This window comes from Lysinibacillus sp., from assembly GCF_032093475.1.
Classification (GTDB): domain Bacteria; phylum Bacillota; class Bacilli; order Bacillales_A; family Planococcaceae; genus Lysinibacillus; species Lysinibacillus irui.
On the sequence record NZ_DAMDAY010000104.1, the window covers coordinates 11,408 to 16,533 of the forward strand.

Genomic DNA, 5,126 nt, shown 5'->3' on the forward strand with positions numbered 1-5,126 from the left:
GCCCTACCAGTAGGTCAGGATTATATAGAGGTAGATTTTAATAAAAATAAGGTGTTAGCAAAGCCACCACTAGCAGGGCTAGCTATACAAGTGAATGATCAGATGGTAACCTTACATGCACCAAAGCACTCTCAAGATAAATTAAGTGCATTTCTAGGAAGAGCAGTCGATGCTCAAGGCACTGAACTTTATAGTAATGGCTCTAGTCATTCTGGTCCGAAAGAGAATCAAATTGTCCAGAATGAAAGCTATGATTTAAAGGGTATTGTGAACCCAGTACGGATTTACTTTAATTATTATGAAAATTACCTAGAGGGAACAGAAATAATAGATCTTCCATTGAATTAACAAAAAAAATCTGCCGTGGATGGCAGATTTTTTTAAAATCACATGTTACGCTTCCGCATCTGGTGTAAAAGTACGGGTAGCCAATTCAGCATCAAGCATAAAGATGGCGTTTGAGTCATTTTCGATACGTTCGAATTTACGAATTAATGTATCAAATGTAGATTCTTCTTCCACCTGCTCGTCAATGAACCATTTTAAAAAGGCCATTGTTGCATGCTCGCGTTCATCTAAAGCGATATCTGATAGATTATAAATACGACGTGTCACTTCTTTTTCATGAGAAAGGGCCGTTTTAAAGGCATCTAAAATCGATTCAAAATGATTGTCTGGGCTATCAAAGCCATGAATCGTTGCGCGGTAACCCATATCACTTAAGAAATTATAAAATTTCATGGCATGGAAACGTTCTTCTTCTGCTTGTACTAAAAAGAAGTTAGCGAAGCCATCATAATCTTGATCAGTGCAATAGGCTGCCATTGCCATGTAGGCATGTGCAGAGTAAAATTCAAAATTCATTTGTTCGTTAAGAGCTGTGTGTAGTTTTTCAGATAACATAAAGGTTTTCCTCCTTTTGCAGTAAATGACTTCTTTACTAGTATACAGTGTAGGAAGAGGAACATACAAAAAATTTATTTTTCGTGGAAATTTATGCAAAAATTAATTGATATTCGTTCTCAATTAGAAAATTTATTCCAAATGACTATTCAGGGAAAAATGAAAAAATCGCTTCGACATAAGTCTTAGCGATTTTTTCAACTTTATTGTTCTTGTTGTTTTTGATTTTTGACACCGACTAAGTAACCACCAAGTGCGATAGCGACTAAGACAATCCAGAAAGTAGCTTTCCATACAGTCGAATGTGGGAATTCGTGTGGAATAACGCCCAGTTTTTCATGTGCTAATGTTAAAACAGCTAATTTTACACCAACCCAGCCTACAATTAGGAATGCTGCAGTTTCAAGTGAAGGGAATTTATCAAGAATTTTAACAAACCATCGAGCGGCAAAACGCATCATAATGACACCAATAATACCACCTAAGAACATGACAGCAAACTGACCAGCATTAATGCCACCGATATCAAAATCACCGATATGTGGTAATGTTACGGCGATGGCCACGGCTGCTAAAATTGAATCGACTGCGAACGCGATATCAGCAAGCTCGACCTTGACAACCGTCATCCAGAAGCCAGATTTCTTTTTAGGCTCCTGCACTTCTTCGGGGTTTTGCGAAGCCTTCCGTGAATCATAAATATGCTTAATCGACATAAACAATAGATAGGCAGCACCGATCGCTTGAATTTGCCAAAAATTTACGAGTGTCGTGATAAGGAATAGTGCGGCAAAACGGAAGATAAATGCCCCAACCAAACCGTATAATAAAGCTTTTTGTTGCTGTCCTTTTGGTAAATGCTTAACCATAACAGCCATCACCACTGCATTGTCAGCTGCTAATAAACCTTCTAGTACGATTAATACGATGAGTACCCATGCGTATTCTAAAAATATTGCCTCCAAATGTATTTCCTCCTTTAAATTTTGAACAGAAATGAATGGCGTGCTTCTAACTTATTCTTTCCTAATTTTAAGCAAAAGAAAAAGACCCCTGCCTAAAAAATAGGCAAAGGTCTTGCTAAGCAATTAACTGTTCGTTGCACAGAATGTATTCTGTGTGACAAGAAATGCCATCACACCCGATGGTAGATACCATGTAATGACGAATGTGAAATCAGATGCATCGATCGCATCTGCTAGCTACTCCCCTTTGACAATAAAGTCAAAAGCTATTCAGTTCTTACATAAATAATAGCATGCGGAAAAATGAAAGTAAATAAAAATATACTGCTATGGAGAAAAAATACTTTTCCGTTATGTTTGCACAAATGGTACTATTAAAAGATAGGCGAAAATTTTACAACTTAGAAAGGAGACAAACATGTATAGAAAATTTTTTTCCTACTATAAACCACATAAACGTTTGTTTGTCATCGATTTTTCGAGTGCTATCATTGTAGCCATTTTAGAGCTAGCTTTTCCACTTGCCGTTCAGTGGTTTATCGATGAACTGTTACCAACAGGCGATTGGAACATGATTGTGAAAGTAAGTATTTTATTGCTGCTTGTTTATGCAATTAGTACTTTACTTAACTTTATTGTCAACTATTTAGGACATAAACTCGGCATTAATATTGAGACTGATATGCGACAGGAATTATTTACACATGTCCAAAGACAATCATTCCGTTTCTTCGATAATACCAAAACAGGGCATATAATGAGCCGCATTACGAATGATTTATTTGATATTGGTGAGTTTGCCCATCATGGACCAGAGGATTTATTTATTGCCATTATGACCTTTGTTGGGGCCTTTGCTATTATGTTCAATGTGAATCCGACACTCGCTTTAATTGCAGCGATTATGGTGCCATTTTTAACATGGCTTGTGACTTTTAGTAATATTAAAATGAATAATGCTTGGAAGACGATGTACGGTAAAATTGCTGATGTCAACGGGCGTGTAGAGGATAGTGTATCTGGAGTGCGCGTTGTGAAATCCTTTACAAACGAAGATTTTGAAATTAGCCGATTTAAAGAGCAAAATGGATTCTTCCGCTCGGCAAAATTGTATGCTTATAAAATTATGGCCGGAACACACTCCAGCATATATATGATGACTCGCCTTTTAACATTAGTGGTGCTAGTTGTCGGTGCTTGGCTAAGCTTTAATGGCAAGCTATCTTATGGGGAGCTCGTGAGCTTTGTCTTATATACAAATGTACTTATCAAACCAATTGATAAAATTAGTGCATTATTAGAGCTTTATCCAAAAGGGATGGCTGGCTTTAAGCGATTCCGTGAATTAATTGAGCAGGATCCTGAGATTCAAGATCGTGAGGATGCGAAGGTCATCAAACATTTAGATGGTGATATTGCGTTCAACAAAGTGCACTTTAATTACGACTCATCCAAACAAGTTTTAAAGGATATATCATTTGATGTAAAAGCTGGACAAACCATTGCCTTTGTAGGACCATCAGGAGCCGGTAAAACGACGATTTGTTCGTTAATTCCTAGATTTTATGAGGTCTCTAAAGGTGCGATTACGATTGACGGTATCGATATACGCAATATGACACAGGCTTCATTACGTGCACAAATTGGTATCGTACAGCAGGATGTCTTTTTATTTACAGGGACCATTCGTGAAAACATTGCCTATGGAAAACTAGATGCTAGTGAAGCAGAAATTCGAGAGGCAGCGAAAAAGGCTCATTTAGAGGCATTTATCGCAGAACTGCCAGAGGGCTATAATACCCAAATTGGGGAACGAGGCTTAAAATTATCAGGTGGCCAAAAACAACGTCTAGCTATTGCTCGTATGTTCTTGAAGAACCCACCAATCTTAATTTTAGACGAAGCAACCTCTGCATTAGATACGGAAACAGAGATGATTATCCAGCAGTCTTTAACCGAGCTTGCTGAAAATCGAACAACGTTAGTTATTGCCCACCGATTGGCAACCATTCGCAATGCAGATCGAGTATTAGTTGTCACACCGAACGGCATTGAAGAAGACGGTACTTATGATGAGCTAGTTGCACAAGATGGAATCTTTGCTAAGCTCCATCATATTCAATTCCGGAAAGGACAAACAGAACAAAGCATGCACAAGGATTTTGTTGAACTAACGTAAGTTAAGGAAAAGGGAGAATGATATTGATCATCTCCCTTTTTTTGTCTATTCTTCTACATCATCTAACTGTTTGTAATAACTCTCTACAATAGGATGAATATCTGGGGTTGAATCGTAATAGATATCATCAATTTCATTTAATGTAAAGGAAAATTCTTTTTTGCCATCTAAAAGTTTAATGCCATATCGCCATCCAGAACGCTCTTCTTGATTGGTTTGTGGCGTAAATTCTACATCTTTAATTAGATTTAAAAAATCATTGGTTTGTTCTTGCTTTGTAATTGTTTTGTAATAGCCAGTTGAACCATCTTGAATAATTACTTTATCCACCTGTTCAATTTGAGCATCTTGATAAAATTTTTCTAGTGTTTGTGTCTTTCCATGAGAACAAGCAGAAAGTAGAAATAAAATTCCGACTATTACCCCAAACACTTGTTTTTTCATTCAACCACCCCCAAGTTTAATTCTACCACCTAGATAAAAGCACAAGATGATATTGGATAGATTTTATGATAAATTTTGAATAAGGAATAATTTTTAAACGACAGTGACTAAATCTTTCATAAAAGGTTGAGGTGAAGCAATGGATAACGAGAAAATCATTGGTCAAACGAAAAGTGTAGGCTTTCAAATAGGTGTTAGAAGGACTTTTCCTTTTTCACAGGAGCAAGCTTGGGCATTAATCATTGCTAAGGAAGGTTTACATTCATGGGTAGGGGATGGTGCTACTCTTCATTTGGAGCCTGGGCAGAAGTATCACTCTAAAATCGGGGCAGGGGAAATTAGAATTGTTAAACCGTTAGAGCAGCTTCGACTTACTTGGCAAAAGGAAGGTTGGTCAAGACCATCCACCGTTCAAATTCGTATTCTACCAAAAGAAAGTAATAAAACTACGATTAGTTTTCACCAAGAACATCTTTCTGATCAGACAGTGCGAGAAGAAATGAAGCAATATTGGGAAAGTGTACTGGACAGTATTAAAGCAAGGGCACATACTATTTGAGAAAAAAGCATCCCTACTTTTTGATCTGACCCAAAAAAGTTAGACATATTTAGTTAAGCTACTTCTAAGACCTGAG

6 protein-coding genes are annotated in these 5,126 nt (G+C 37.1%); 3 read left to right on the plus strand and 3 right to left on the minus strand.

Going from position 1 to position 5,126, the window contains the following annotated elements:
• Positions 1-348: hypothetical protein (locus tag RT445_RS18300; RefSeq protein WP_313471184.1), on the plus strand; the 348-nt coding region annotated here is incomplete at its 5' end.
• A 45-nt stretch (positions 349-393) separates the two neighbouring features.
• Here the strand turns inward: RT445_RS18300 and RT445_RS18305 are convergent.
• Positions 394-903, minus strand: a complete 510-nt coding sequence (locus RT445_RS18305; protein WP_274793493.1) for a ferritin — start codon at positions 901-903, stop codon at positions 394-396.
• Positions 904-1,106: 203 nt separating this feature from the next.
• Positions 1,107-1,868 carry a TerC family protein gene (locus RT445_RS18310; protein ID WP_274793492.1) on the minus strand — a complete coding sequence of 254 codons (762 nt, stop codon included), beginning with the start codon at positions 1,866-1,868 and terminating at the stop codon, positions 1,107-1,109.
• Positions 1,869-2,286: 418 nt separating this feature from the next.
• Between RT445_RS18310 and RT445_RS18315 the strand changes: the two genes are divergently transcribed.
• Positions 2,287-4,047 carry an ABC transporter ATP-binding protein gene (locus RT445_RS18315; RefSeq protein ID WP_274793491.1) on the plus strand — a complete coding sequence of 587 codons (1,761 nt, stop codon included), beginning with the start codon at positions 2,287-2,289 and terminating at the stop codon, positions 4,045-4,047.
• A gap of 45 nt (positions 4,048-4,092) precedes the next feature.
• Here the strand turns inward: RT445_RS18315 and RT445_RS18320 are convergent, their stop codons facing one another.
• Positions 4,093-4,491: a hypothetical protein gene (locus RT445_RS18320; RefSeq protein WP_274793490.1), complete on the minus strand. Its 399-nt coding sequence runs from the start codon at positions 4,489-4,491 to the stop codon at positions 4,093-4,095.
• 139 nt (positions 4,492-4,630) lie between these two features.
• Here RT445_RS18320 and RT445_RS18325 point away from each other — a divergent pair, with 139 nt between their 5' ends.
• Complete coding sequence (locus RT445_RS18325) at positions 4,631-5,050, plus strand: SRPBCC family protein (RefSeq protein WP_274793489.1); 420 nt, start codon at positions 4,631-4,633, stop codon at positions 5,048-5,050.
• Positions 5,051-5,126 lie beyond the last annotated feature (76 nt).